The sequence below is a fragment of the Methylobacterium sp. Leaf469 genome, from assembly GCF_001424745.1.
In the GTDB taxonomy this organism is placed as follows: Bacteria; Pseudomonadota; Alphaproteobacteria; order Rhizobiales; family Beijerinckiaceae; genus Methylobacterium.
This window is the reverse complement of sequence record NZ_LMRE01000005.1, coordinates 1-23,469: the sequence shown is the minus strand read 5'-3', so window position 1 is coordinate 23,469 and position 23,469 is coordinate 1. Positions and strand designations below refer to the sequence as shown.

Genomic DNA, 23,469 nt, shown 5'->3' with positions numbered 1-23,469 from the left:
GTGACCGCGGCGTGAAGGGGAATGCTGCCATGACGACGAACGCTTCGCGAGCGACGGTCGATTTCGACGCCTTCGCGCGTGATCTGCAGCAGCCCCAAGGGCCCGCTTCGCATGGGCTTGCTTCGCAAGGGCCCGCTTCACAGGGAGCCGGCCCTCAAGGGCAGCCCGTCCGCGCGCCGCAGGCCCATGCCAAATCCGATCCCTTGGCCGAACTCGCCCGCATCGTCGGCCAGGACGATCCGTTCCGCGCCATCTTGGAGGCCCGCGATGGACGGTCCGACCCGGCCTCGGGCCGGCGCATCGAACCGAGCTTCGTCGATGCGTCCGTGGCGCCCGGCCGCCCGGCCCAACCGCAGGCCCCGGCCCATCAACCGCCCGCCGCGTCCTCGCCGACGGATGCCTTCGACCAGTATCTCGCGTCCGTGGAGCAGGACCCCTATCAGAGCCAAGGAGCCGATTCTGCGCCTCAGGCCGAGCAGGATGCGTTCGCCTCCGGCGAGCGCGCCACCCTGGGCCGGCCGCGTCAGCGCAGCCGCCTCGTTTCCGTCGGCGCCGGTCTCGGCGTGCTGGCAGTCTGCATCACCGGCGGCCTCGCCTGGCGCGGCCTGCATGCGGGCGGCGGCGCCAGCGGCGGCGTGCCCACCATCCTGGCCGACACGGCGCCCCTCAAGATCGCGCCGCAGAAGGCCGACGGCGTCGAGATCCCCGACCAGAACAAGCAGATCTACGACCGCACCGCCAAGGACGGGCAGATCCGCATCGTCAACCGCGAGGAACAGCCACTCGACGTGGCGCAGGCGGCCCGCTCGGCCCAGCGTACGGGCGAAGGCGGCGCCACCCCCGGCAGTTCCAGCCCGCAGCAGACCGGGACCCTGACCGAATCCCTCGGGGAGCCGCGCCGGGTCCGGACCGTCTCGGTCAAGCCGGACACGCCGGTTCCGCCATCGCAGCCCGAGGCCGCCGAGGCTGCGCCGGCATCCGTGATCCCGACCATGACCCTGCCGGGCGCTCCCGCCGAGGGCAGCACCGCCGCCGGTTCCCTGCGGCCGCGCAGCGCCCGGGTCACCGCGCCCGTGTCGGTTCCGACCACGACGCCCGTGGCCGAGGCGCCCGCACCCGAGCCGGTCGTTCCGGCCCCCGCTCCCGTACCGCGCGTCAAGGCGCCCCAGCGCGTCGCGGCCGTGGCACCGGAGACCACAGCCGCCGTGAGCCCAACGGCTGCAGCCGTCGCCGAATCCCCCGCGCCCGCCGCCGGCTCCTTCTCGGTCCAGCTCGGCGTGCGCGCCAGCGCCGCCGAGGCCCAGGCCGCCTTCAGGCAGCTGCAGGGCAAGTTCACTCAACTCGCCGGCCAGCCGGCCCTGATCCGTCAGGCCGAGGTCAACGGGAAGTCCCTCTACCGCGTGCGCGTCGGGCCGCTGGGCAAGAACGAAGCGACGAGCCTGTGCACCCAGCTCCAGGGTGCCGGCGGCCAGTGCTTCGTCGCCAAGAACTGAGGCCTAGAACCACCGCCCGGAGAAGAACCGAGGTTCTCGCTCCCTGCGGAGCGGTGCCGGCCGAGGCTTTCGGCTTGCGTCCGCCCGCCGTTCCGTCCGATTCTCCCTCCCAGCGCTTCCCGTCGCGCCGCCGGCCCGGCCCAAGTGGGCCGGCGCGCGTCACCGAGTCCCGAGGACGCCGCGTTCATGACCACCCGTGCCCTGATCCTCGGTTGCGCCGGCAAGTCCCTCTCGGCGGGGGAGGCCGCGTTCTTTCGCGACGTGGCGCCCTGGGGCTTCATTCTGTTCAAGCGCAACATCGGCACGCCCGACGAGGTGCTGGCGCTGACCCGGGCCTTGCGCGACACCGTGGGCCGCGCCGACGCGCCGATCCTCATCGATCAGGAGGGCGGCCGGGTGCAGCGCATGGGGCCGCCGCACTGGCCGGCCTATCCGGCCGGCGGGCGTTTCGGGCGCCTCGACGGCTCGGCCGTCGCCATGGCCGAGCTCGGCGCCCGTCTCATGGCGCACGATCTGGCAAACGTCGGCATCAACGTCGACTGCGCCCCCGTCCTCGACGTGCCCGTGGCCGGTGCCCACGACGTCATCGGCGACCGGGCCTACGGCAACACCCCCGAGCGCGTCGCCGAGATCGGCCGGGCCGTGGCGCTGGGCTTGATGCAGGGCGGCGTGCTGCCGGTGATGAAGCACATCCCCGGCCATGGCCGCGCCGGATGCGACAGCCACAAGGGCCTGCCCGTGGTGGACGCCGACCTCGCGAGCCTCACGGCGCAGGATTTCGCACCGTTCCGTGCCCTGGCCGACCTGCCCATGGCCATGAGCGCCCACGTGGTCTTCACCGCCCTCGATCCCGACCATCCGGCGACGCAGTCGGCCCTCGTCATCGAACGGGTGATTCGCGGGATCATCGGCTTCGACGGTCTCCTGATGACCGACGACCTGTCCATGCATGCGCTTCAGGGCGGGTTTCGCCCACGCACCGAGGCCGCGTTCGCGGCGGGGATCGATGTCGGCCTGCATTGCAACGGCGATCTCACGGAGATGCGCGGGGTGGCCGAGGGCGCGCCGGCCCTGGCCGGAGCGTCCCTGCGCCGGGCGCACGACGCCCTCGCTCGCCTGCCCGCCGGAGCGCCGGCCTTCGACGTGCGCGAGGCGCGCGCCCGGTTCGAGGCCGCCTTGGCGATGGCTGCCTGAGCCGGCCGACCCCCGGAGCCGGCGCGGCATTCCGCCTCGCTCCCGCCCGCGAACGGGCCTCGTCGTTCGCTCACGCGAGCGCACTGGTTTCCAAGCGGTTCTTGTGCTGGGCGGGCGCGATCCTTAGGTTCGCCGGAACTGGATCACACGCGTGGGTGCCGTGCGGGCTTCGAGCCCCCCGGCGCGGGAGGTTGCCATGGGCAGCATGAGTATCTGGCACTGGATCATCGTCGCCGGCATCGTGATGCTGCTGTTCGGGCGCGGCAAGATCTCCGACCTGATGGGCGACGTCGCCAAGGGCATCAAGGCGTTCAAGAAGGGGATGGCCGAGGACGAGGCGCCGACGGCCGTGCCGCCGCCGAGCACGGGCGAGCCCGTGCGGACCTTGCCGCACCAGGGCGAGCCGGCGACCGCCAACACCGTCACGGCCGACCGCAAGGTCGTCTGAGCGTTCGGCGTTTCGCGTGACGGCGGGGCCCGGCTTCGGCCGGCCGGCGCCGGGGTCTGGCGGAACCCCGCGCGACCTGCGATAGGCACCCCGCCGTCACCGGCATCGCGCGAGCGCGGGACAGTCCACGAATGTTCGACATGAGTTGGGGCGAGGTGATGCTGATCGGCGGCGTCGCCCTCATCGTCATCGGTCCAAAGGACCTGCCCAAGGCCCTGCGCACGGTCGGGCAGATCACGACCAAGATGCGCCGCATGGCCGGCGAGTTCCAATCGCAGTTCAACGAAGCGGTGCGCGAGGCGGAGTTCGACGAAATCCGCCGTGAGGTCGACGGGGTCCGCAAGGCCGCCGGGACCATGGGGCCGGTGTTCAATCCGGTCCAGACCATCCGCGACGAGATCAAGGGCGCCGTGGACGGTCAAACCAAGACAACGCCGTCGCCGACCCAGCCGCTCGCCAACGTCGCCGCCCAGCTCGCCGAGAGCGATCCGGCGCCCGCCCCCGAGCCGGCTTCGATCGACCCCGCTCCCTCCGCCGATCCCCTCGCTTCCCCGCCGCCGGCCGAGACGCCGGACCGTCCGGTCGTGGCCAGGAATTCCCCGGCCAACTCGCAGTCCGATCAAGCCCGATGACCAACGCCACGGATGACGCCGACATCGAGGCGTCGCGGGCCCCGCTCCTCGACCACCTCATCGAATTGCGATCGCGGCTCATCAAGTCGCTCGCCGCCTTCGTGGTGATGTTCTTCGCCTGCTTCTTCGTCTCGCGGCACATCTACAACATCCTCGTCTGGCCCTACGTCTCCATCGTGGGGGCCGAGAACGCCAAGCTCATCGCCACGCATTTCCTTGAGCAGGTGTTCACCAACATCAAGCTCAGCGTGTTCGGGGCCGGGTTCCTGGCGTTTCCGGTGATCGCGACGCAGATCTACGCCTTCGTGGCGCCGGGCCTCTACCGCAACGAGCGCCAGGCCTTCCTGCCCTACCTCGTGGCGACGCCGGTGTTCTTCATCCTCGGCGCCCTGGTGGTGTTCTTCCTGGCGATGCCGCTGCTCATCCAGTTCTCGGTGTCGCTGCAGCAGATCGGGCAGCCGGGAGAGGCGACCATCGCCCTCCTGCCGAAGGTGGACGAGTACCTCTCGCTCATCATGACGCTGATCTTCGCCTTCGGGATCGCGTTCCAGCTGCCGGTGATCCTGACCCTGCTCGGCCAGATCGGCATCATCGACACGGCGTTCCTCCGCGAAAAGCGCCGCTACGCCATCGTGCTCGTCTTCGTGGTCGCCGCCGTGCTGACGCCCCCGGACGTGATCTCGCAGCTCTCCCTCGCGATCCCGATGATCCTGCTCTACGAAGCCTCGATCTTCTCCGTGGGCCGCGTCGAGCGGAGGCGCGCAGCCAAGCGCAAGGCCGAGGGCTTGGAGCCGTAGGCATGGGGTGAGGGTGGATCGGCTCGGGAGCCGCCCGCCCTTGTCGCGCTGGCGTCGATGCTGCAAAGCCTCGTCGTCTATCCAGAAAGCCTGCGCCCGAGCGACCCCATGCACGACATCCGCGTCATCCGCGAGAATCCGGACGCTTTCGACGACGCACTGCGCCGTCGTGGGCTGGCGCCGCTCGCGGCCGAGCTGATCGCCCTCGACGACGTGCGCAAGGGCGCTACCTCGGCAGCGCAGGCCAATCAGGAGCGGCGCAACGCGCTCGCCAAGGAGATCGGTGGGGCCAAGAAGTCCAAGGACGAGGCCCGCGCCGCCGAACTCATGGAAGAGGTCGCCCGCCTCAAGGACGAGGCGCCCGTGCTGGAGGCGGCCCAGGCCGAGGCCGGCAGGACCCTGGACGAGAAGCTCGCCGCGATCCCGAATCGCCCGAACCTCGACGTACCCGAGGGCGCCGACGAGCACGGCAACGTCGAGTACCGCCGGTTCGCGGCGACCCGCCCGCAGCTCGCCACGGGCCAGCAGCATTTCGAGATCGGCGAGGCCTCGGGGCTGATGGATTTCGAGGCGGCCTCGCGGATGTCGGGCGCGCGCTTCGTGGTGCTCAAGGGCCAGCTCGCCCGGCTGGAGCGGGCACTCGGTCAGTTCATGCTCGATCTGCACACGGGCGAGCACGGCTACACCGAGGTGGCGCCCCCGCTCATGGTGCGGGACGAAGCGATGTTCGGCACCGCCCAGTTGCCGAAGTTCCGGGACGACCAGTTCGCGGTCCGTGAGCATTGGCTCATCCCCACGGCCGAAGTCCCGCTGACCAACCTCGTGCGCGAGAGCATTCTGCGCGAGGAAGAACTCCCCTTACGCTTCACCGCCCTGACCCCGTGCTTCCGCGCCGAGGCCGGCTCGGCGGGCCGGGACACGCGCGGCATGCTGCGCCAGCACCAGTTCAACAAGGTCGAGCTCGTCTCGATCACCACGCCGGACCAGTCGGCCGCCGAGCACGAGCGCATGCTGGGGTCGGCGGAAGCGGTGCTGAAGAAGCTCGATCTGCCCTACCGGATCATGACGCTGTGCACCGGCGACATGGGGTTCGCCAGCCAGAAGACCTACGACATCGAGGTCTGGATGCCGGGACAGGAGACCTTTCGCGAGATCTCGTCCTGCTCGGTCTGCGGCGACTTCCAGGCACGGCGCATGAACGCGCGCTTCCGGGCGGGCAAGGCGGTGAATTACGTCCACACCCTCAACGGCTCGGGGGTGGCGGTGGGCCGCACCCTCATCGCCGTGATGGAAAACTACCAGAACCCCGACGGCAGCGTCACGGTGCCCTCGGCACTGAAGGCCTACATGGGCGGGATCGACCGGATCGAGGGACACAAAGTCTGATGCGCATTCTCGTCACCAACGACGACGGCATCCACGCGCCGGGGCTCGAAACCCTTGAGGGGATCGCCCGGGCCATCTCCGACGACGTCTGGGTGGTGGCGCCCGAGACCGACCAGTCGGGCGTCTCGCACTCCCTGTCGCTCAACGATCCGTTGCGCCTGCGTCAGGTGTCGGAGAAGCGCTTCGCCGTGAAGGGCACGCCGTCCGATTGCGTGATCATGGGGGTGCGCCACATTCTCAAGGATCATGGGCCGGACCTCGTCCTGTCGGGGGTCAACCGCGGCCAGAACGTCGCCGAGGACGTGACCTATTCGGGCACCATCGCGGCGGCCATGGAGGGGACGATCCTCAACGTGAAGTCCATCGCGCTGAGCCAGGCCTACGGGGCCGGCGGCCGGGGCGCGATCAAGTGGCAATGCGCGGCCGAGCACGGCCCGGGGGTGGTGCGCAAGATCCTGGAGATCGGGATCGAGCCCGGCATCGTCGTCAATGTGAACTTTCCCGATTGCGAGCCGGGGGAGGTCCAGGGCACGTCGGTGACCGCGCAGGGGTTCCGCAATCAGGCGCTGCTCGCCATCGACGCACGCCAGGACGGGCGCGGCAACCCGTATTTCTGGCTGGCCTTCGCCAAGGCGACGTTCCAGCCGGGGAACGGCACCGACCTCAAGGCGATCGCCGAGAAGCGCATCTCGGTGACCCCCCTGCGCCTCGACCTCACGGACGAGCCGAGCCTGACCCGATTCGCGCAGGGCTTTTCCGGCTGAGGCCGAGCGTCCCATGACGACGGACGGCTCCATCGAGGCGGCGGCCTTCGTCATGGCCCTGCGGGGGCGGGGGGTGCGCGACACCGACACCCTGCGCGCCCTGGAGCGGGTGCCGCGCGAGCGCTTCGCTCCGGGCGCCCATCGCGACCTCGCCCGGCGCGACCTCGCCCTGCCGCTGCCCTGCGGGCAGACCATGACGGCGCCGAGCGCCATCGCGGCCATGCTGACGGCACTCGGCGCGCGCCCCGGCATGCGCCTCCTCGAAATCGGCACCGGCTCGGGCTACGTGACCACCCTGCTGCTGCGGCTCGGGGCAGCCCACGTCCACAGCGTCGAGCGCTACGCGCTTCTCGCCGAGGATGCCCGCGTCGCACTCCTGCCCGAGGACCGGGTGCGGGCCACCATCGCGGTGGGTGACGGGCTCGACGTTGGCAGCGTGCCCGAGGGGCGCTTCGACCGCATCCTCCTCAACGGCACCGTAGCCGCCCTGCCGCCCCACCTTTTCGGATTTCTGGCGCCGGGGGGACGTCTCGTCGGAGCACTGGGCTCGGTCGAAACGGCGCGTCTCGTCGTTCTCGCAATGGGGGCCGACGGCGTCGTTCAGGAGCGTATCGGCGGTGGGTTGCGGCTCGCACCGCTGACCCCGGGACGCGCCCGCGTCCTGTAATGGAGCAACGCGCAGGGTTTCCGATCGACGCGAACGTGGTGAATCGGAACGGTTGTTTAACCTGAATCCCGTTTGAATGACGTCATCAAGTTGCGTCAGGTCAGACAGGTGCGTCGATGCGGGTTCGCGGGACTGGTCGAGGGTTGAAGACGCTGTCGCGCTTCGCACTCATCGGAGTGATTGGAGGCGGCGCGGCCGCCTGTTCGTCGGATGCGTCGCGCCTCGGCGACCCCTTCGGCAATCCGTTCGCTTCCAATATGGCGAGCGAGCCGGTCGCCACGGGGAGCCTTCCGGACGGGGAGATCGCCCCGGCTCCGGTGGTGCGCACGAGCCGCATCCAGTCCCAGGCGCTCGGCGCCCCCGGGGTGGCGATGTCGCCCCGGCCCATGGCCGCGGTGCCGCCGGCCCCCCGGGCGCAGACGAGCCGCGTCGCCTCGACGGAGCCCGTCTCCGGCATGGTGTCCGGCATGAACCCGGATGCGGGCCGCGCCATGACGACCCGCACCGTTCCGGCGGCGCCCGCTCCCAAGGTCGTCGACCGCGCCGCCGAGCGCAAGGCCGCCGAAGTCGCCGCCCTGGCTGCCCGCAAGGAGGCCGAATCCGAGAAGCTCGCCGAGGCGCGCCGTCTCGTCGAGACCAGCAAGGCCGCCGAGAGGAAGGCCGCCGAGGCCAAGCTCACGGACGCCCGCAAGCTCGCCGAGGCGAAGAAGCTCGTCGAGACCCGCAAGGCCGAGGCCGCCAAGGCGGTGGCCGAGTCCAAGGCCGCCGATGCCAGGAAGGCGCATCCGCGTCCGGGCCAGGCCGTCGCCAAGGCCGACGACAAGGCCGTGCGGAAGATCGAGATCAAGGAGGCCAAGGCCGAGACGAAGCCCGATGCCGCCAAGGTGAAGGCCGACGCGGCCAAGGAGACGGCGAAGAAGGCCGCCGAGGCCGAGGCCAAGGTCGCCAAGCTCGAAGCCGCCAAGGCGGCCAAGCAGGTTGTCGAGGCCAAGGCCGCCGAAGCCGCCGCCAAGGAAACTGCCAAGGAAGCCGCGAAGACGCCCGTGAAGGTCGCCGCCGTCGAGACGCCGAAGGCCGAGCCCGCCAGCACCGGCTCGGTCGCGTCCGACACCTCGTTCCGCTGGCCTGCTAAGGGCCGGGTGATCTCGGGCTACGGCTCGTCCGGCAACGAAGGCATCAACATCTCGGTGCCCGAGGGTACGGCGGTGAAGGCGGCCGAGGACGGCACGGTGGCCTATGCCGGCTCAGACGTGAAGGGCTACGGCAAGCTCGTCCTCGTGCGCCACACCAACGGCTACGTCTCGGCCTACGCCCATAACGGCGAACTCGATGTCCGCCCCGGCGAGAAGGTCAAGCGCGGCCAGACCATCGCCAAGTCTGGCGCATCCGGCAACGTGACCTCGCCTCAGCTCCACTTCGAGATCCGCAAGGGCGCGACCCCCGTCGATCCGATGCCGCATCTCGCCAGCAACTGAAGCGGCCCGCAGGGGCTGAAACGAAGAACGGCGGCTCCCCAGGGAGCCGCCGTTCTTCGTTTGGGGAAAGGCGACCTGCCTTCAGCGCAAGAAGTCGCCGAAGGATCGGGGACCGTCGGGGACCGGGATCTCCTTCGTCACCTTGAGGGTGGCGGCGTCGAGGATGCTGAGGGTGTTCGAGCCCCAGTTCGCCACCACCAGGCTCGTGCCGTCGCGGGTGGCGGCGATGCCCTCGGGGTGGTCGCCGACTTCGATGGCCGCGACGCTGGTGAGGGTCTGGAGATTGAACACGCTCACCGTGCCCGCATACTGGTCGGTGACGAAGCCGCGGTTGCCGGCAAGGGCCACCACGTAGGGCCGCTCGCCCGTGGTCACCCGGCCGATTTCGGTGCCGGCCGCGACATCGATCACAGAGACGTCGTTCGAGGTGACGTTGGCGGTGTAGGCGCGGGCGCCCGCCGCATCGAGGGTGAGACCGAACGGGTGCCGGCCGACGGGAATCGTGCGGGTCAGGGCCAGGGTGGCGGCATCGACGACGGAGACCGAATCGCCCTCACGGTTGGCCACCAAGATCGTGGCGCCGTCCGGCGTCACGGCGATGCCGGAGGGCGAGGCGCCGACCTGGAACTCGGTCTCGAGGCGGGAGCCATCGGCAGGGATCACGAAGACCCGGCTGCCGTACCAATCGGCCACGTAGACGACACCGGACTTCGGGTTCACGGCGATCCCGAGCGGGCCACCCGGCAGGGCGAGGGTGGTGGTGACGGTGCGGGTCGCGAGGTCCACCACCGCGAGGCCCGGGCCCTCGGGGCGGGTGACGTAGGCGGTCTTGCGGTCCGGCGAGAGCGCGATGCCGGCGGGCGCGCCGTCCATGGCGATCTGGCCCACCACCGCACCGGCCTCGAGGTCGACCACGGCCAGGACATTGGCGCCCTGCGCCGTGACGAGGGCTTCTTCGGCGCGTGCCTGCGCCGTGACGAGCATCAGGGCGAGGAGGAGAGGGCCGGCATGACGCCGGCCCTTCCGTGCTGCGCGATGCGAGCGGATGTCGCTCAAGAACCGCTCTTCTCGACCTTAGCCTTGAGGGCGTCGAGACCGGTGCGGTAGAGGCCGCGCACGGCCTTCTGGGACGCTTCGTCGTTCAGCTCGGGCGGCGGATCGTTGTTCATGTAGCCGCGGTAGAACGCGCCGTCCCACGACACTTTGGTCTTGCCGCCGGCATCTTCGACCTTGATGGTGGACGAGTAGTCGTTCACCGGTAGGGTCTTCACGTCGACCTTGGTGATCCGGTACGAGTAGCTCATCTTCTCGGCCGAGTACTTGTACAGCTCCTCGTCCACCGTGGCGCCGCCCTTCAGGGTCAGGGTCCGGGTGGCCTTGATCTCGTTGCCGCCCTTGCCCTCGGTCTTCTCGACCGGAGGCAGCCAGCTCATGTCCTGGAAGTTCGAGATCACGGCCCAGACCTTATCCGGCGTGGCGTTGATCTCGACGGTCTCCTCGACCTTCTTGCGGGTGGGGCCGTGCGCCTGGGCGCCGAACGAGACGAGGGCGAAGGCCGCCGCCGTCGTGAGTGCCAAAAACTTCATCGGGGTCTCGTCTCCTCGGGAACACACACTCTTAAGGTGCTGCGGGGGGCTTATCGAGGATGCGGTCGTCGCGCCCGAGGGCGGCGGCGACCTTGTCCTCGATCCAGTCCCAGGCCTCGCGCTCGGCGGGCCCGGCGGTCTTGGCGATCGCGATGGCGTGGTAGCGCATCTCGGTCAAAATCTTGTCGGGGTCCAGCATCTGGAGGCGCGTCGAGAGGATCGCCGCCTCCAGCACGGCGGCCTGCGCCCGGTTGTAGCCGAAGAACGGGATATGGGCGGCGGAATGGACCATGCGTCCCCGATAGCGCGGACGGGTCTCGTCCGGTTCCACCCCCACCACCTCGAATTCGGCGTGGCCAAAGCTGTCGGCGAGGCGCCGGCCGGGAATGCGGTCGCAGGGCAGGGTGGCCCAATCGCGCCGGCCGGTGACGGCGCCGGCGATGACCCGGATGTCGCTGGGGCTCGATGCGGCGAAGACCGGATTGGATTCGAGGTTGAGGATGGTGGGCGACGGCCGGAACGGGGCCAACACCCACTCCGCCCCGTCCTGGATCAGACCGAAGGGCACGAGGTGCAGGTCGCCGGCGGGCGAGGTCGTGGTGACGACGGTCTCGAGGATCAGCGGCACGGCGTTACGCTTTCCCGGCCGGTACGAGCTTGCCGCAGACGATGCGGGCGCCGGCCTCCGACGGCACCTCCGACACCGCATCGGCGGCGGACGTCTCCCCTGGGCCCAAGGTCTCGGGCCGGCCCGCATCGGCCTCGGGCGATGTGGTATCGCGGCTCGCGCCGTCCGGGCCGGAATGCTTGGTGTGCCCGGCCTTCTTGAAGGCGGTGGTGTCCTCGATTTCGGCGTCGGCGGCCGCACCCCAGACCAGGGCCTCGTCCTGTACGTAGCGCTTGCCGAGACGCCAGGCGGTCTCGGCCTTGGTGAGTTCGCCGCCGAGGTAGAAGGCGTGGGCGCCGTCCTGCGCCACGTCGAGATCGGGGAAGAACGCCATGGCGTCGGTGCCGATGGCATGGGTGTCGCGGTTGAACACGTGGATGCCGTCCTCCGCGACCGCGATGCGGTAGTTCGGGTCCTTCACCTCGGCCGCCTGGGCCGCGATCTCGTCCGGGGTCTGCACATAGGGGCGCTTGTCGTGGAGCGCCAGGAGGGAGCGGCCGTAACCTTTCGGCAGGGCCGAATCCGCCTTGGCCGCGTACATCACCCGCCGCGCCGCGTCGTGCTCCTCCACCGTGCGGCGGGTATGGTTCGAGACCTGGACGATGAGCACGTTGCGGATGGCGAGTTCCGAGCACATGCCCACCAGCAGCGCCGTGACCCCGAGGCTGTCGGCCTCGGTGAGTTCGGTGAGATTGCCGGTGCCCATCATCATCTCGATGCCGGGCCAGCGTCGCCGGGTCTCGTGATAACGCGTGATGGATTCGACGAAGCCGAAATGGATCGGCTCCAGGATCGGGTCGGCCATGTAGGGACGCCCGGCCTTCTCCATGCGCTCGATGGCCCGGTCGAGGGAGGCGAGATCGTCGGGCCGCACGGGCACGAGGACCGGCACCGCGTCGGTCTCGAAGGCGAGATCGAGGGTGTCCTCGTTGAGGCTCAGGAGGAAATCGGCGCCCGCCTTGGCGCCGCGGGTGAGTTCGTCGAGGGAGAAGGAATCGACGCTGACCTTGAGGCCGGCGCCCTTCAGGAGGCGCACGCAGTCCTCGAGGTGCGGGAAATCGGTGTCGGGCAGACCGCCGAGATCGATGACGTCCGCGCCACGGCGGGCGAGGTCGAGGCCTTTCGCGAGGATCTGATCGGGCGTCATCTTGGAGGCGTCGACGATCTCGGAGAAGATCCGCAGGTCGTGGCGCGACAGATCCACCGTGCGTCCGGCGAGGCCGAGATAGGCCGGCAGGTCGACGATCTCGTCGGGGCCGCGCTCCACCGGCAGGCCGAAATGTTGGGCCAGGGCCTCCGGGTTCGCCCGGCAACGGCCCGGCAGGACGATGCGGGTGGCGCCCTCGGGAATCGTCACCCGGCGTCGGATGATTTCTTCCGTCATCAGGGCCGCGACCTTCACCCCGGCATCGGCGATGCTCCAGGCGAAGCGATCGGCCGGGAGCGTGGCGGCGACCTTCTCGAGGCGCGCCTTGGCCATGCGACCGGTAATGAAGACGAGGTGTTCGGGGGGGCTCATGCGGCGGCCCTGGTCTCGGCTGGGCCACGCAGGACGACGGCACCGGTGTAGCGCGCCGCGAAGGCCGGGAACGCGGCGTCGACGAGGCCGAGACGGGCGAGATCCTCGAACGATGCTCCCATGGGCACGAGGGCGGATTTCACCAGGACGCAGCGCGGCGCGTTCCATTGCGTGGCGAGCCACACGGCGAGACTGTCGGAGGTGACGTCCCAGGTCTCCGGGATGTCGGGATGCCCGGCCTTGAGGGTGATGGGGTCCCAGACCGGCACACCGCCGCGGGCGAGGATCGCCGATGCCGCATCCCACGTCGTGGCGATGGCCAAGCGCGGCTCGAACGCCGAAAAGATCTCGGCCATGCGGCCCATAGCGTCGAGGGCGAGGCGGTGGGCCAGCGCATCGCCGAAGCCGAGCGCCGCCTGAGAGGTCCGCACGGCCTCGGCGAACGGGCCGCCGCCGGGGACCACCACGCAGGGGCCGTCCCGGCCCTCCGCGAGGCCGGCGAGGACAGCGCGCAGGCGGCCGGCGTCGGACAGGAGGCTGCCGCCGACCTTCACGACCATGACTTCGGAACTCATGCGGCGTCTCGGCGGGCGCAAGCGCGCAAAATCCGCACGGCCTCCGCCACCCGGGCCGGATCGAGGCCTTTCGTGCGATCGCTGTCGTGGCACAGGCCGCCGCGGAAGCCGAGGTAGTGCGGGCCGACGGGAGCCAGGCTCTCGATGTCGGCGAGCGCGAGGGAGCCGGCGAGGCCCGAGACGAGGTCGTGCCGACGGCAGGCGCGGGTGAAGGCCGTCAGGACCGGAATCGGCAGGAGGTCGGGCAGGCGGCGCCCGTCCTTGGTCGCCGTGTCGATCATGGCACCGACGAATCCGGCCGCCGCCACACGCGCCACGAGAGCGGGCGCGGGTTCATGCTCGGCGAACAGCACGGCGATGAGCCGGCCGGGCGCGGCCGCGGCGGCCTCGGCCAGTGCCGTGTCGGGAAAGTCCCCTTGCACGGCGACTTTCACGTAGTTCACCCCCGTGGCGGCCATGGCGGCGACGCAAGGGGCGAGGGCGGTCGCGTCCGTCGGCTCGCCCGCCACGGCGCTGGTGACGGCGCGTCCAGCGATGCGATCGACGAGGGCGCGCACCGTCGTGACGGGGAGGGCACCGAGGGCCCCCCGGTCCGGGTCCTTGGCATCGACCAGATCCGCGCCCGCGGCGGCGGCGGCCAGGGCCTCGTCGGCGTCGCGTACGCTCACGAGGAGACGCGGAACGGCGTCGTCGGGATACGCACCGCGTTCGAAGGGGGAGGGCATCAACAACGGTGGTTTCGACTCGCTCGGACTCATGGGATCGGCAACGTTCGGGATCGGCAACGTTCGGGATCGACAACGTTCAGCTGGCTTTCCGCGCAACCCTGCGCGGATGCGACGTTGGCCCTAGCAAAAAACCGGACGCATCACGAGCGGTTCGGTAGGGGTTCGGCGAGCAGGCGGTTCTTCACCACCCAGCGCATGGCATGCGCCCAGGTGTCGTCGGTGTCGGCCCGGATCACCACCCGGCCGCCGCGCACGATCTTGCCGGTGGCGGCCTCCGCGATGGTCACCGTGAGGTTGAAGATCTGATTCGAGCCCTTCTCGACGTAGCCGCTGATGGCGAGGTCCGCCCCAAGGGTCTTGGCGATGCTGGCGGCGCAGCCGTCGCACTTGTAGAGCGGTGCTTGCTTGGCGATCTCGGCGGCCTGCGGCGCGACGTCGATGGGCTCGACCGCTTCACCGAGGGCCTTGCGCAGCTCCTCCGTGACGAGGACGAGGCGCCGGGTCTCGTCCGGCCGCGCCTTACGGCCCCCGACCACGCCGGGATCGAACAGTTCGATGCCGAAGATCGCCGCTTTCTCGGGGGCGGCTTGTGCGGGTGCTCCCACAGCCAGGGCCAGCAGGAGACCGAGGCTCGCGCAAACGTGTCCGGCACGGGGGAGGGGGATCGGTCGCGTCATGACTTCGCTCGTCTCGCGTCGGGCGCAGCCCGGGCCTGTCGGCAGCATGATACCCGAACCACCGGCTGGCAACGCCGGGGGAGGCAGGGTGATCCCTGCATCCCGGCGGTATCCTGCCGCGTGCACCGTGCGCCCGGAACGGCTCGGGCTGCAGGCGGGGCTTATGATTTCCTTATCAAACGCCGATTGAGCGTGGCGGAACAATGTTGTTAGCGTGATCGCCTCATGCAGGCTTCGACGCGCTCCCCCCTCGCCCCATTCGCTCTCCTCCTCGGGTTGTGCGGCTCGTGGTGTCTCCCCGCCGTCGCGCAGGAGCCCGCACGCTCGGAGGCGGCGGCGGCGGCTCCGACGCCCGCCGCGACGGAAACCCGGATCGGGCTGATCTACCGGCCCGAGCTCGCCCCCTCCTCCTACGATGCCGAGGCCGCGCCCGAGGACGAGGGCGTGGCCGGCGCGCGCATGGCGATCAAGGACAACAACACGACCGGCCGCTTCACCAAGCAGACGTACGCCCTCGATGAGATCGCCCTCGACGCCACGAAGAGCCCCGTCGATGCCGCCCGCGAGCTGACGGGGCGGGGCATCAAGTTCCTCGTCCTGGCACTTCCCGCCGACGCGGTGCTGGCCGTCGCCGATGCGCTGAAGGGGGAGGGCGTCACGGTCTTCAACGTCGCGGCCCCCGACGACCGCCTGCGCGGAGTCGATTGCCGGAGGAACGTGTTCCATGTCTTGCCCAGCCGGGCGATGCAGACGGACGCGCTGGCGCAGTTCTTCACCCTGATGCGCTGGCGCAAGATGTTCCTCATCACCGGCCCGCAGGACGGGGACCGGCTCTACGCCGAGGCGTTCAAGAACTCGGCCCGCAAGTTCAACCTCAAGATCACGGCCGAGAAGCCCTGGACCTTCGGGCCGCTCGCCAAGGCGCGGGGCGACACGCCGACCCGCTCCGAGGCGATGGTGTTCACCCGCGGCGTCGATTACGACCTCGCCATCGTGGCCGACGAGGCCAACGACTGGGGCGACTACGTCCCGTTCCGCACCGTCGATCCGCGCCCCGTGGCCGGCACGCAGGGGCTCATCGCCACCACCTGGCATCCGACCCTGGAGACCTGGGGCGCGGCGCAGGCGCAGAACCGGTTCCGGCGCCAGGCCGGGCGGCTCATGCGGCCTCTCGATTATCAGGCCTGGGCGGCCGTGCGCTCCATCGGCGAGGCGGCGACGCAGAAGAAGACCGCCGACCCCGCCGTGCTCGCCCCCTACTTCGCCGACCCCGCCTTCAGCCTGCCGGCCTACAAGGGCGTATCGCTCACCTACCGGCCGTGGGACCACCAGTTGCGCCAGCCGGTGATCGTGGTTCAGCCCAAAGCCATGGTCTCGGTGGCGCCCGAGCAGGGCTTCACCCACCAGCGCACGCCGCTCGATACCCTCGGGATCGATCTCCCCGAGACCACCTGCAAATTTCCCTGACGGGGGTCCCTGATCGACCGGGGCCTGCGGCAATGGGTGACCGTCCCGCTTGCGGTCCGGCGCTCCCCGTGAGACGGGGCTGCACTATAGTAACGCTGCATGCCCAACCGCGCGCGAGACAGCGGTGGGCGCGAGGAGGACACAGGATGAGCCGCGGCTTCAAGGCGAACGCGTCGGGACCGGTCTTGGCATGGGTGCTCCTCGCCGCCACGACTCTCGCCGGGACCGGTTCGGCCAGCGCCTACACCGTCTACGTGACCAACGAGAAGGGCAACTCGGTCAGCGTCATCGACAGCGAGACCCTGGCGGTGACGGGCACCTGGAAGGTCGGCCGCCGCCCCCGCGGCGTCACCACCAGCAAGGACGGCAAGGAACTCTTCGTCTGCGCCAGCGACGACGACCGCATCGACGTCCTCGACACCGCCACCGGCAAGGTGGTGCGCTCGCTCCGCTCGGGGCCCGATCCGGAGCAGTTCATCCTGGGGCCAACGGGGAACCTGCTCTACGTCGCCAACGAGGACGACAGCCAGGTCACTGTGATCGACGTCGAGAAGAACAAGGTCATGGCCGAGGTGCCCGTGGGCGTCGAGCCGGAGGGGATGGGCCTGTCGCCCGATGGGAAAATCCTGGTCAACACCTCCGAGACCACCAACATGGCCCACTTCATCGACACCACCACGTTCCAGGTGATCGACAACGTGCTGGTGGATGCCCGCCCCCGCTTCGCCGAGTTCACCGCAGACGGGAAGTTCCTCTGGGTCTCGGCCGAGGTCGGCGGCACGGTGAGCATCATCGATGTCGCCGCGCGCCGCGTGGTCAAGAAGATCGCCTTCAAGATCCCGAGCGTGAACGACGAGGCGATCCAGCCCGTGGGCATCCGCATCACCAAGGACGGCTCGAAGGCCTTCGTGGCGCTGGGCCCCGCCAACCGCATCGCGGTCATCGACGCCAAGACCCACACGGTGGAGAAGTACCTCCCCGTCGGCCAGCGCGTCTGGCAGCTCGCCTTCACCCCCGACCAGAAGCTGCTGTTCTCCACCAACGGCTCGTCGAACGACATCTCGGTGGTGGATGTGGCCGCCGAGAAGGTGGTGAAGAGCATTCCAGTGGGATTGCTGCCGTGGGGCGTCGCGGTCTCACCGAACTGATCTTTTTGGGTGCGTTCGCCCTTCCCGGCGTGGGGAGGCAAACGCCATGGGGCGGCAAACGGGAGGATCCGCGGACGTGATGAAGCGAACGATGCGTGCGGCGGCCCTCGGGCTCGCGGCCTGGATGATGGCCGGACCTGCCTCCGCCGTCGATCTCACCAAGAAGCGGTCGAACCTGCCCGATCTCGTCCTCGGCAACGAGGAGGGCAACGATTACGTCGTCGAGAACCGGGAGATCGAGCTCGAATCCGGCAAGGCCTACCGCCTGCGCATCGTCGCCAAGGGCCGGCAGGAGTACAAGTTCTACGCCACCGAGTTCTTCCGCAACATCTGGTTCAACCAGATCGTCATCCAGCACCTCGAGATCCACGGCAGCGGTCCGCCGGACCACCTCGAATTCGACGATCCGGGCGAGATCGCCATCGAGTTCGTGACGATCAAGCCGGGCGAATACCCCTGGTCAGTCCATGGACTGGAGTCCAAGGGCATGACCGGCAAGTTCATCGTGAAGTAGGGGATGTTCATGCGCTTGCCCCTCCTCGCCCTCGCTGCCGCCGCCCTGGCGAGCCCGGCGCTCGCCGACGAAAAGACCGCCTGCACGGACGGCATCGGCATGATCCGGATGGAGCTCGGCAAGAACCCGGCCGAACCCCTCCAGGGCAAGCTCAAGAAGGCGCTCCGAGTCGCCGAGCGCGAGCTGGGCGAGGGCGAGTTCGACGAGTGCCTCGACGCCGTCGGCGACGCCCGCCGGGCCCTGAAGCCTTGAGCGCCGACCTCGTGACGGAGAGCACCGCCCTCGAGGTCGCGAACGTGAGCCATCGTTTCGGCTCCCGCGCGGCCCTGTCCGACGTGTCCCTCAGCGTCGTTCGCGGCCGGTTCACCGCCCTCCTCGGCCCCAACGGAGCCGGCAAGACGACATTGTTCTCGGTGATCACGCGGCTCTACGCCAACCAGGACGGACGGGTCTCGATCCTCGGCCATGCCCTCGACCGGGAGCCGAGCCGGGCGCTCGCCCGCCTCGGTGTGGTGTTCCAGGCCCGCACCCTGGATACCGACCTCACGGTGGCGCAGAACCTCCTCTACCATGCGAGTCTCCACGGCATGACCCGCAGGGCGGCCAAGGAACGGATCCAGACGCTGCTCACCCGCGTCGGGCTCCTTGATCGGCGCGACGACAAGGTCCGGACCCTGTCGGGCGGCCAGTCCCGGCGCATCGAGATCGCCCGCTCCCTCATCCACGGTCCGCGCCTGCTTCTGCTCGACGAGCCCACCGTCGGCCTCGACCTCGAATCGCGGGCCGACATCGTCGCCATCGTGCGGGCGCTGGTGCGCGAGGAGGGCCTGTCGGTCCTGTGGGCGACCCACATTTTCGAGGAGATCGAAGCAGGCGACGCCGCCATCGTCCTGCACAAGGGCCGCATCGTCGCGCGCGGCACCGCCGGCTCCATCGCCCAAGGAACCGAGTCCCTGGAAGCCGCCTTCCGCCGCCTCGTCGCCGAACCCGCCAAGCAGGCCGCATGAGCAAGACCCTCGCACCGGCCCCCGTCGACAAACCCGTGACTCATCTCGGACGCCTCGACGCCGTCGGCTACCTCATCTGCCTCGGCGGTATTGTTCGGCGTGAGCTGCTGCGGTTCTTCAATCAGAAGGAGCGGTTCTTCTCCGCCTTGGTGCGGCCCCTGGTGTGGCTGTTCATCTTCGCGGCGGGGTTCCGCAACACGCTGGGCGTCTCCATCGAGCCGCCCTACCAGACCTACGTGCTCTACGAGGTCTACGTGGTGCCGGGTCTCGCCGTGATGATCCAGTTGTTCAACGGCATGCAATCGTCCCTGTCGATGGTTTACGACCGCGAGGTCGGCTCGATGAAGGTGCTGCTTACCAGCCCCTATCCGCGCTGGCTGCTGTTGCTCGCCAAGCTGATCGCCGGCGTCACCGTCTCGGTGGTGCAGGCTTACGCGTTTCTGGCCATCGCCTGGTTCTGGGAACTCGACATTCCGACCATCGGCTACGTCGCGGCCCTGCCCGCCTTCATCGCGGCGGGGCTCATGCTCGGCTCCATCGGCTTGCTGCTGTCGTCGATGGTCAAGCAGCTCGAGAATTTCGCCAGCGTGATGAACTTCGTGATCTTCCCGATGTTCTTCGCCTCCTCGGCCCTCTACCCGCTCTGGCGCATCCGCGAATCCTCCGAGACCCTCTACCTCATCTGCATGGCGAACCCCTTCACCCATGCGGTGCAGCTCGTGCGCTTCGCCCTCTACGGGCAGTTCGCACCCGTCGCCTGCGCGGTCGTCCTCGGGACGACCCTCGCCTTCTTCACCCTCGCCGTCGTCGCCTACGATCCCGGCCGTGGCATCATGGCCCGGCGCGGTGGCCCGGCCGGAGACCCCGCATGATCCGCTCCATGATCCGTTCTTGCACCCTCTCGCTCCTCGCCCTCGGTCTGCTGGCCGGACCGGCCCTCGCCCAGCCCAAGGGCGATCCCGATTGGCCCTGCGTCCAGCGCAAGGTCTCCACCCTCAGCCCCGGCACGGTTTGGACCGGGCCGGATCTCGCCGAGGCCGGCGCCTGGGGCGACGATTTCGAGGCGGCGCAACTCGCGCAGAAGATCGCCTCGCGCCGGACGCCGCTCAACGAGGTCGATCCGCTCCTCGACGCCTTCGGCGAGACCGCCGGAGCGGAGAAGGGCAAGCGTCTGACCCGGGTCTTCGCCGGGGTGTTCGAGGTCCTCAACGGCGAGCGCAACAAGGTCATCGCCGGCATCGGCCGCTACGCCCAGGGACAGCGCCGCATGGCCGAACGCATTCGCGACGAGGCCGACAAGATCAGCGCGACGAAGGACGGTCCGAGCGCGCAGGACGCGCGCGACATGCCCAAGGAAGCGTCCGAATTGGAGACCAAGTTCGCCTGGGACCGGCGCATCTTCCAGGAGCGCAGCCAGTCCCTGACCTATGTCTGCGAGGTTCCGACCCTCCTGGAGCAGCGCCTGGGCGAGATCGCCCGCAAGATCCAGGCACGCCTCTGATCTCCCAGGCACGCCTCTGATCTCCCAGGCGCGCCTCTGATCTCCAGGACCGGTCCGCCCCCTGCTCGCCGTGCCGGCGAGGCGCGGGGACCGGTCTTCTCGCTCGGCATTCGGCGCGGCTCCCTCGGAGCCGCGCCGTTCGCGTTTCGGCCTGCGCGATGGCCCGCTTCGATGCGGGCACCCGCTGGCCGGGCTCCAGGTTCCGAATCAGGGAAAAGTCCCAGTGGGTATTGCCAGATTCTCCCGGGTCAATTAGGCAATGCGGCGAGACGGCGTAGCTCGCCGCGGGGGGCTTCGGTACCCCGAGACCAGATCCGCCCTCGACCTCGGAGAACGGTTTCGTTCTGCGTCCTGATTTTAGGAGACTTCTTATGATGACGTCGCGTTTGTCCGCTGCCGCCCTTCTGTTCGCCGCCCTCGGCCTCGGTGTCGCCGCCCCCGCCTTCGCCGCCCCGGCCAGCGTCGCGGCGTTCGATCCCGACAAGGATGGCACCATCGATCTCAAGGAGGCTCAGGCCGCTGCTGCGAAGCAGTTCGACATGCTCGACCCGGACAAGGACGGCACCCTCGACGCCAAGGAGCTGAACGGCCGCCTCACCGCCGCCGAGCTGAAGGCCGCCGATCCGGACAGCGACGGCACCCTCGACAAGAAGGAATACCTCGCCGTGGTGGCTGCGCGCTTTAAGGCCGCAGACCCGGATGCCGAGGGCACCATCGATGCCAAGGAACTCGCTTCGCCCGCCGGCGCTTCTCTTGCGACGCTGTTGCAGTAAGCCGTTCCTCAGGAGCGGCCGTCCCTCAAGGAAATAATTGATGCAGATTCGCTACGTTCTGCCGGCCGCCCTCCTGATGCTCGGTTCTGCCGGGCCTGTCCTCGCCTCCTCCTGTACCGATCAGATCGCCACCATCGAGCGGCGTCTCGACAGCACCGGTGCGGAGAAGGTGACCGGCAAGGAGCCGGCCGGTGGTCCGACGACATCCAACTCGGACAAGGCCCTCGACAAGCCCCCGGCCGGCAAGCCCACCGATCCCTCGACCAAGGCGAGCGCCGGTGGCGTCGCCGAGGCGCGCGACCTGATCAAGAAAGCGCGTGCTCAGGACAAGGCCGGCGATACCAAGGGATGTGAGGATACCATGACCCAGGTGAAGGAGAAGGCCGGCGCCCTGCCGTAGCCCTTCCGTCTCCGGCTCGTGTCAGAGAGGGTCGTTCCCGGTCGGGAGCGGCCCTCTTCGCATATCAGGCGAGGGCCATGACGACCTCGGCCATGAGGGGCCTTCGCATCACCTCGGGCTGCGTGCAGGCTTCCGCGAGGGCGACGAGGTCCGGCAAGGGGGCGGAGCAGCGGGCCAGCAGCTCGCCGAGCAGAATTCCCCAAGCCCGCACCTCGATCCGCCGAAGGGACGCGCCGGCATCGCCGGGCGGCAGACGGCAGGCGGCGCCGAAATCGCTCAGGACGGCTTCGCCCATCGTCCCGTCCCACAGAACGTTGTGAGCGTAGAGATCGCCGTGCAGGAGGCCGCCCGCGTGCAGATGGCACGCCGCCGTCGCGATGCTCCGGGCGATGGCACGGACCACCTCCTCGTCGAAGCTCAGGCCAGGCTCGTAGACGTCGCGGCTACAGCTTTCCAGGCTCGGCGGCCCGGCCAGCACCCGCCAATCACCGGGCAGGCGCGGCATGATGAGTCCTTGCGCTCCTTCCGGATGATCGACGAGGCGGCCGAGGCCCCCGGTGAGGTTCGGGTGCGGCCCCGCTGCGAGGCATGCCTCCATCTCGCGGTCCGGCAACCCGTCGCTGGTCATGGCGCCCTTGAACATCTTCAGGGCGACGGGCGTGTTCGGGGTGGCAGGCTTGTTCGAGGTGGAAGGCTTGTTCGAGGTGACAGACTTGCCGGCTTCGATTCCGTCGCGTTTCCACTGGGCCGCGAAGACCTGCCCCGATGCGCCCTCGCCGAGACGTTCGCCGACCGCGAGGTCGGACCACGGGATTCTTCTGTCATCCGCCGGTAGGGGACCGCCTTCCAACGGGTTGCCGGCCCAGGTCGGCCAAGCCAGGGACGGCAGCGCTGCGAGCCAAGCCGGCAGGGCATCCAGCGCGTTGGCGGAGAGCCTGAGCAATTCGAGGTGTGCGGCGTCCGCGAGACTTTCGGGCAGGGCGGTGAGTCGGTTTCCCGACAGCATCAGCTTCTGCAACCCTCGCCGTTGCCCGATGGCGTCGGGCAGGCGGGCGATCCGGTTGTCCGTCAGGGTCAGCCAACGCAGGAGCGGCGGCAGGGCCTCGCCGGGAACCTCCCTCAGGCCGCAGCCGCGAAAGCCGATCTGGCTGAGGGCCGAGCAGTCACCGAGCGCGGGCGGCAGCCGGTCGAAGGGATTGCCGGAGCAGAACAGCACTCGAAGCTTGGTCAATCGCCCCAGATCGTCGGGCAAGCGGGTCAAGGAGCCGGCGCCGAGGTCGAGAATTTCCAGGCTGTCGGCGAGACCGAAGAGATCGCGCGGAAACTCCGTGAGGCCGCCTGACAGGCGTAGTTCACGGATGCCGCCGAGATCGCCGCGTCCCAGCGCATCGAGCTGTCGAGCCGTCCCTGCGTTCGTTGTCATGCCGTCGCTCCCGCCTCGATCGTTCGCCCCCGAAAGGGCGTCTTCGATCCGGGCGTGCGGATCAATATGCGTTCTGGGTCCGGAACAGCGACAGAGGTGTCGCGAGCATGATCTTGATGTCGAACAGGACCGACCAGTTTTCGATCGCCACGCCAGCCGTTGACCTGCGCCCAGCCGGTGATCCCCGGCTTGACCTTGTGGCGGGCGAAATAACCGTCCACCACCTGATCGTAGAGCGTGTTGGCGGCCTTGGCCTGAAGGGCATGGGGGCGTGGTCCGACGAGGGACAACTCGCCCTTGATCACGTTGAACAGCTGCGGCAACTCGTCCAGGGACGTCCGGCGGATGAAGCGGCCCACTGGCGTCACCCGTGGGTCGTTGCGCGTCACCAGCTTGGCGGCTCCCGCATCGCTCTGGGTCACGTACATCGAGCGGAACTTGTAGACCTCGATGAGTTCGTTGTTGAAGCCGTAGCGCTTCTGCCGGAACAGGACCGGACCGGGCGAGGTGAGGGCGACGGCCAAGGCCACGCCGAGCATCACCGGGCTGAGCGCCACCAGCATGGCGAGACCGACGAGGCGGTCGAACACGCTCTTGGCGATGATGTCCCAGTCGGCCATCGGCTTTT

Annotated in this window: 26 protein-coding genes and 1 pseudogene; 18 read left to right on the top strand and 9 right to left on the bottom strand. The window is 69.3% G+C overall.

What is annotated here, in order from left to right:
- The first annotated feature begins 29 nt into the window (after positions 1-29).
- The 9 genes from ASG60_RS05890 to ASG60_RS05850 all read left to right on the top strand — a co-directional run bounded on the left by ASG60_RS05890 (position 30) and on the right by ASG60_RS05850 (position 8,856).
- Positions 30-1,493, top strand: a complete 1,464-nt coding sequence (locus ASG60_RS05890; RefSeq protein ID WP_056384482.1) for an SPOR domain-containing protein — start codon at positions 30-32, stop codon at positions 1,491-1,493.
- A gap of 186 nt (positions 1,494-1,679) precedes the next feature.
- Positions 1,680-2,687 (top strand): glycoside hydrolase family 3 protein, encoded by a 1,008-nt coding sequence (locus tag ASG60_RS05885; RefSeq protein WP_056384481.1) that lies wholly within the window; start codon positions 1,680-1,682, stop codon positions 2,685-2,687.
- Between the two features lie 196 nt (positions 2,688-2,883).
- Positions 2,884-3,135: a twin-arginine translocase TatA/TatE family subunit gene (locus ASG60_RS05880; RefSeq protein ID WP_056168191.1), complete on the top strand. Its 252-nt coding sequence runs from the start codon at positions 2,884-2,886 to the stop codon at positions 3,133-3,135.
- Between the two features lie 131 nt (positions 3,136-3,266).
- The gene (gene tatB / locus ASG60_RS21820) at positions 3,267-3,767 is read left to right on the top strand and encodes a Sec-independent protein translocase protein TatB (protein ID WP_082531630.1); all 501 of its coding nucleotides are present in this window, start codon (positions 3,267-3,269) and stop codon (positions 3,765-3,767) included.
- The gene (gene tatC / locus ASG60_RS05870; protein ID WP_056168184.1) at positions 3,764-4,564 is read left to right on the top strand and encodes a twin-arginine translocase subunit TatC; all 801 of its coding nucleotides are present in this window, start codon (positions 3,764-3,766) and stop codon (positions 4,562-4,564) included. Before tatB ends, tatC begins: the two co-directional genes overlap by 4 nt.
- A gap of 108 nt (positions 4,565-4,672) precedes the next feature.
- A complete protein-coding gene (gene serS / locus ASG60_RS05865) occupies positions 4,673-5,950 on the top strand; it encodes a serine--tRNA ligase (protein WP_056384511.1) in 1,278 nt (425 codons plus the stop codon).
- Positions 5,950-6,714 (top strand): 5'/3'-nucleotidase SurE, encoded by a 765-nt coding sequence (surE, locus tag ASG60_RS05860; RefSeq protein WP_056168181.1) that lies wholly within the window; start codon positions 5,950-5,952, stop codon positions 6,712-6,714. The genes serS and surE overlap by 1 nt, the downstream gene beginning before the upstream one ends.
- A 13-nt stretch (positions 6,715-6,727) precedes the next feature.
- The gene (locus tag ASG60_RS05855) at positions 6,728-7,381 is read left to right on the top strand and encodes a protein-L-isoaspartate O-methyltransferase (protein WP_056262565.1); all 654 of its coding nucleotides are present in this window, start codon (positions 6,728-6,730) and stop codon (positions 7,379-7,381) included.
- 116 nt (positions 7,382-7,497) lie between these two features.
- A complete protein-coding gene (locus tag ASG60_RS05850) occupies positions 7,498-8,856 on the top strand; it encodes a M23 family metallopeptidase (protein ID WP_056384480.1) in 1,359 nt (452 codons plus the stop codon).
- Positions 8,857-8,937: 81 nt separating this feature from the next.
- Here the strand turns inward: ASG60_RS05850 and ASG60_RS05845 are convergent, their stop codons facing one another.
- The 7 genes from ASG60_RS05845 to ASG60_RS05815 all read right to left on the bottom strand — a co-directional run bounded on the left by ASG60_RS05845 (position 8,938) and on the right by ASG60_RS05815 (position 14,608).
- Positions 8,938-9,840: a YncE family protein gene (locus ASG60_RS05845; protein ID WP_056384510.1), complete on the bottom strand. Its 903-nt coding sequence runs from the start codon at positions 9,838-9,840 to the stop codon at positions 8,938-8,940.
- Positions 9,841-9,908: 68 nt separating this feature from the next.
- Complete coding sequence (locus ASG60_RS05840) at positions 9,909-10,442, bottom strand: SRPBCC family protein (RefSeq protein WP_056262559.1); 534 nt, start codon at positions 10,440-10,442, stop codon at positions 9,909-9,911.
- Between the two features lie 31 nt (positions 10,443-10,473).
- Positions 10,474-11,070 carry a DUF447 domain-containing protein gene (locus ASG60_RS05835; RefSeq protein WP_056168166.1) on the bottom strand — a complete coding sequence of 199 codons (597 nt, stop codon included), beginning with the start codon at positions 11,068-11,070 and terminating at the stop codon, positions 10,474-10,476.
- 4 nt (positions 11,071-11,074) lie between these two features.
- Positions 11,075-12,628, bottom strand: coding sequence for a DUF6513 domain-containing protein (locus tag ASG60_RS05830; protein ID WP_056384479.1), 1,554 nt, complete (start codon positions 12,626-12,628; stop codon positions 11,075-11,077).
- Positions 12,625-13,203, bottom strand: a complete 579-nt coding sequence (locus ASG60_RS05825; RefSeq protein ID WP_056168160.1) for a uridylate kinase — start codon at positions 13,201-13,203, stop codon at positions 12,625-12,627. Before ASG60_RS05825 ends, ASG60_RS05830 begins: the two co-directional genes overlap by 4 nt.
- Complete coding sequence (locus ASG60_RS05820; protein ID WP_056384478.1) at positions 13,200-13,928, bottom strand: (5-formylfuran-3-yl)methyl phosphate synthase; 729 nt, start codon at positions 13,926-13,928, stop codon at positions 13,200-13,202. The genes ASG60_RS05825 and ASG60_RS05820 overlap by 4 nt, the downstream gene beginning before the upstream one ends.
- A 143-nt stretch (positions 13,929-14,071) precedes the next feature.
- Entirely contained in the window at positions 14,072-14,608 is a 537-nt protein-coding gene (locus ASG60_RS05815) for a DUF3280 domain-containing protein (RefSeq protein WP_056304028.1), read from the bottom strand.
- Positions 14,609-14,833: 225 nt separating this feature from the next.
- Here ASG60_RS05815 and ASG60_RS05810 point away from each other — a divergent pair, with 225 nt between their 5' ends.
- The 9 genes from ASG60_RS05810 to ASG60_RS05770 all read left to right on the top strand — a co-directional run bounded on the left by ASG60_RS05810 (position 14,834) and on the right by ASG60_RS05770 (position 21,418).
- Entirely contained in the window at positions 14,834-16,075 is a 1,242-nt protein-coding gene (locus ASG60_RS05810) for an ABC transporter substrate-binding protein (protein ID WP_082531629.1), read from the top strand.
- Between the two features lie 146 nt (positions 16,076-16,221).
- A complete protein-coding gene (locus tag ASG60_RS05805; protein ID WP_056384477.1) occupies positions 16,222-17,223 on the top strand; it encodes a YVTN family beta-propeller repeat protein in 1,002 nt (333 codons plus the stop codon).
- Between the two features lie 79 nt (positions 17,224-17,302).
- Positions 17,303-17,737: a hypothetical protein gene (locus tag ASG60_RS05800; RefSeq protein WP_056168148.1), complete on the top strand. Its 435-nt coding sequence runs from the start codon at positions 17,303-17,305 to the stop codon at positions 17,735-17,737.
- 9 nt (positions 17,738-17,746) lie between these two features.
- Positions 17,747-17,989: a hypothetical protein gene (locus ASG60_RS05795; protein WP_156398807.1), complete on the top strand. Its 243-nt coding sequence runs from the start codon at positions 17,747-17,749 to the stop codon at positions 17,987-17,989.
- Positions 17,986-18,744, top strand: coding sequence for an ABC transporter ATP-binding protein (locus ASG60_RS05790; protein ID WP_056262544.1), 759 nt, complete (start codon positions 17,986-17,988; stop codon positions 18,742-18,744). The genes ASG60_RS05795 and ASG60_RS05790 overlap by 4 nt, the downstream gene beginning before the upstream one ends.
- Positions 18,741-19,616, top strand: coding sequence for an ABC transporter permease (locus tag ASG60_RS05785; protein WP_056304026.1), 876 nt, complete (start codon positions 18,741-18,743; stop codon positions 19,614-19,616). Before ASG60_RS05790 ends, ASG60_RS05785 begins: the two co-directional genes overlap by 4 nt.
- A gap of 8 nt (positions 19,617-19,624) precedes the next feature.
- Positions 19,625-20,245, top strand: coding sequence for a hypothetical protein (locus ASG60_RS05780; RefSeq protein ID WP_056168376.1), 621 nt, complete (start codon positions 19,625-19,627; stop codon positions 20,243-20,245).
- Positions 20,246-20,619: 374 nt separating this feature from the next.
- Positions 20,620-21,018 (top strand): calcium-binding protein, encoded by a 399-nt coding sequence (locus ASG60_RS05775; protein ID WP_056168372.1) that lies wholly within the window; start codon positions 20,620-20,622, stop codon positions 21,016-21,018.
- Positions 21,019-21,058: 40 nt separating this feature from the next.
- Entirely contained in the window at positions 21,059-21,418 is a 360-nt protein-coding gene (locus tag ASG60_RS05770; RefSeq protein ID WP_056262539.1) for a hypothetical protein, read from the top strand.
- 64 nt (positions 21,419-21,482) lie between these two features.
- On the opposite strand, the gene ASG60_RS05765 is transcribed toward ASG60_RS05770, so the two are convergent.
- Positions 21,483-22,841 (bottom strand): leucine-rich repeat-containing protein kinase family protein, encoded by a 1,359-nt coding sequence (locus ASG60_RS05765; RefSeq protein WP_056384475.1) that lies wholly within the window; start codon positions 22,839-22,841, stop codon positions 21,483-21,485.
- Between the two features lie 61 nt (positions 22,842-22,902).
- A pseudogene (locus ASG60_RS05760) lies at positions 22,903-23,469 on the bottom strand (sugar transferase); the annotation flags it as partial.

What these genes read in the sequence shown, in the direction of transcription:
- ASG60_RS05780 (WP_056168376.1), top strand. Translation starts at nt 19,625, where the DNA reads ATGATCCGTTCTTGCACCCTCTCGCTCCTCGCCCTCGGTCTGCTGGCC.
- ASG60_RS05820 (WP_056384478.1), bottom strand. Translation starts at nt 13,928, where the DNA reads ATGCCCTCCCCCTTCGAACGCGGTGCGTATCCCGACGACGCCGTTCCG.
- ASG60_RS05785 (WP_056304026.1), top strand. Translation starts at nt 18,741, where the DNA reads ATGAGCAAGACCCTCGCACCGGCCCCCGTCGACAAACCCGTGACTCAT.
- ASG60_RS05890 (WP_056384482.1), top strand. Translation starts at nt 30, where the DNA reads ATGACGACGAACGCTTCGCGAGCGACGGTCGATTTCGACGCCTTCGCG.
- ASG60_RS05840 (WP_056262559.1), bottom strand. Translation starts at nt 10,442, where the DNA reads ATGAAGTTTTTGGCACTCACGACGGCGGCGGCCTTCGCCCTCGTCTCG.
- serS (WP_056384511.1), top strand. Translation starts at nt 4,673, where the DNA reads ATGCACGACATCCGCGTCATCCGCGAGAATCCGGACGCTTTCGACGAC.
- ASG60_RS05775 (WP_056168372.1), top strand. Translation starts at nt 20,620, where the DNA reads ATGACGTCGCGTTTGTCCGCTGCCGCCCTTCTGTTCGCCGCCCTCGGC.
- tatC (WP_056168184.1), top strand. Translation starts at nt 3,764, where the DNA reads ATGACCAACGCCACGGATGACGCCGACATCGAGGCGTCGCGGGCCCCG.
- ASG60_RS05825 (WP_056168160.1), bottom strand. Translation starts at nt 13,203, where the DNA reads ATGAGTTCCGAAGTCATGGTCGTGAAGGTCGGCGGCAGCCTCCTGTCC.
- ASG60_RS05850 (WP_056384480.1), top strand. Translation starts at nt 7,498, where the DNA reads ATGCGGGTTCGCGGGACTGGTCGAGGGTTGAAGACGCTGTCGCGCTTC.
- ASG60_RS05770 (WP_056262539.1), top strand. Translation starts at nt 21,059, where the DNA reads ATGCAGATTCGCTACGTTCTGCCGGCCGCCCTCCTGATGCTCGGTTCT.
- ASG60_RS05805 (WP_056384477.1), top strand. Translation starts at nt 16,222, where the DNA reads ATGAGCCGCGGCTTCAAGGCGAACGCGTCGGGACCGGTCTTGGCATGG.
- ASG60_RS05815 (WP_056304028.1), bottom strand. Translation starts at nt 14,608, where the DNA reads ATGACGCGACCGATCCCCCTCCCCCGTGCCGGACACGTTTGCGCGAGC.
- ASG60_RS05845 (WP_056384510.1), bottom strand. Translation starts at nt 9,840, where the DNA reads ATGCTCGTCACGGCGCAGGCACGCGCCGAAGAAGCCCTCGTCACGGCG.
- ASG60_RS05830 (WP_056384479.1), bottom strand. Translation starts at nt 12,628, where the DNA reads ATGAGCCCCCCCGAACACCTCGTCTTCATTACCGGTCGCATGGCCAAG.
- surE (WP_056168181.1), top strand. Translation starts at nt 5,950, where the DNA reads ATGCGCATTCTCGTCACCAACGACGACGGCATCCACGCGCCGGGGCTC.
- ASG60_RS05795 (WP_156398807.1), top strand. Translation starts at nt 17,747, where the DNA reads ATGCGCTTGCCCCTCCTCGCCCTCGCTGCCGCCGCCCTGGCGAGCCCG.
- ASG60_RS05885 (WP_056384481.1), top strand. Translation starts at nt 1,680, where the DNA reads ATGACCACCCGTGCCCTGATCCTCGGTTGCGCCGGCAAGTCCCTCTCG.
- tatB (WP_082531630.1), top strand. Translation starts at nt 3,267, where the DNA reads ATGTTCGACATGAGTTGGGGCGAGGTGATGCTGATCGGCGGCGTCGCC.
- ASG60_RS05800 (WP_056168148.1), top strand. Translation starts at nt 17,303, where the DNA reads ATGAAGCGAACGATGCGTGCGGCGGCCCTCGGGCTCGCGGCCTGGATG.
- ASG60_RS05880 (WP_056168191.1), top strand. Translation starts at nt 2,884, where the DNA reads ATGGGCAGCATGAGTATCTGGCACTGGATCATCGTCGCCGGCATCGTG.
- ASG60_RS05855 (WP_056262565.1), top strand. Translation starts at nt 6,728, where the DNA reads ATGACGACGGACGGCTCCATCGAGGCGGCGGCCTTCGTCATGGCCCTG.
- ASG60_RS05810 (WP_082531629.1), top strand. Translation starts at nt 14,834, where the DNA reads ATGCAGGCTTCGACGCGCTCCCCCCTCGCCCCATTCGCTCTCCTCCTC.
- ASG60_RS05765 (WP_056384475.1), bottom strand. Translation starts at nt 22,841, where the DNA reads ATGACAACGAACGCAGGGACGGCTCGACAGCTCGATGCGCTGGGACGC.